Below are 485 nucleotides of genomic sequence, written 5' to 3'. Positions count from 1 at the left end.
GATGCGCCCTGAGATGGAAAGGAACCTTGCGGTTGATTCGTCTACCACGTCGAACCCGTCGCTGCAACGCTCGACCACGTATATCCTTGATAACCTTTCCTTTCTTGATGACGGGTGACCCCAGTCGCTCTTTTACCCGCTGAAAGGGCAAGACTAGATGAGTCGAATGGAGCGTCACTTTTGCTGACTGGACGGCAATGCCTGTATATGACTTGCCAGGGTCTACGCCAATCACAACTGGCTGGACTTTATGACCTGACGGCTCAGCGACTAGCTGCACGTAGTAGATGCCAGCATCCGACCATTTGCCAACAGCCTTTCCATCTCTCACCCATCGGCGGGCGCGACTTGGCTTGGTTGGCATGGCTGGGGTGCCGTCTGGATTTTGTACCGGAACTCGCAACTGCATGGAGATAATCCTTGTTGCTAAGTTGTAAGTCCCTACGACCACCGATAGCAGCATTTCTTGGCATTACCCAACGTCT

The 485-nt window shown here is 53.2% G+C and carries 1 protein-coding gene; it reads right to left on the bottom strand.

Annotated elements, in window-relative coordinates; all coding sequences use genetic code 11:
* The coding region (locus AS151_RS22975; protein WP_244533096.1) for an RRXRR domain-containing protein at positions 1-409 on the bottom strand (409 nt) is incomplete at its 3' end.
* Positions 410-485 lie beyond the last annotated feature (76 nt).

The sequence above is a fragment of the Geitlerinema sp. PCC 9228 genome (genome assembly GCF_001870905.1).
GTDB lineage: Bacteria > Cyanobacteriota > Cyanobacteriia > Cyanobacteriales > PCC-9228 > PCC-9228.
The sequence above is the reverse complement of the archived record's forward strand: the minus strand, read 5'-3'. Positions and strand labels throughout refer to the sequence as shown.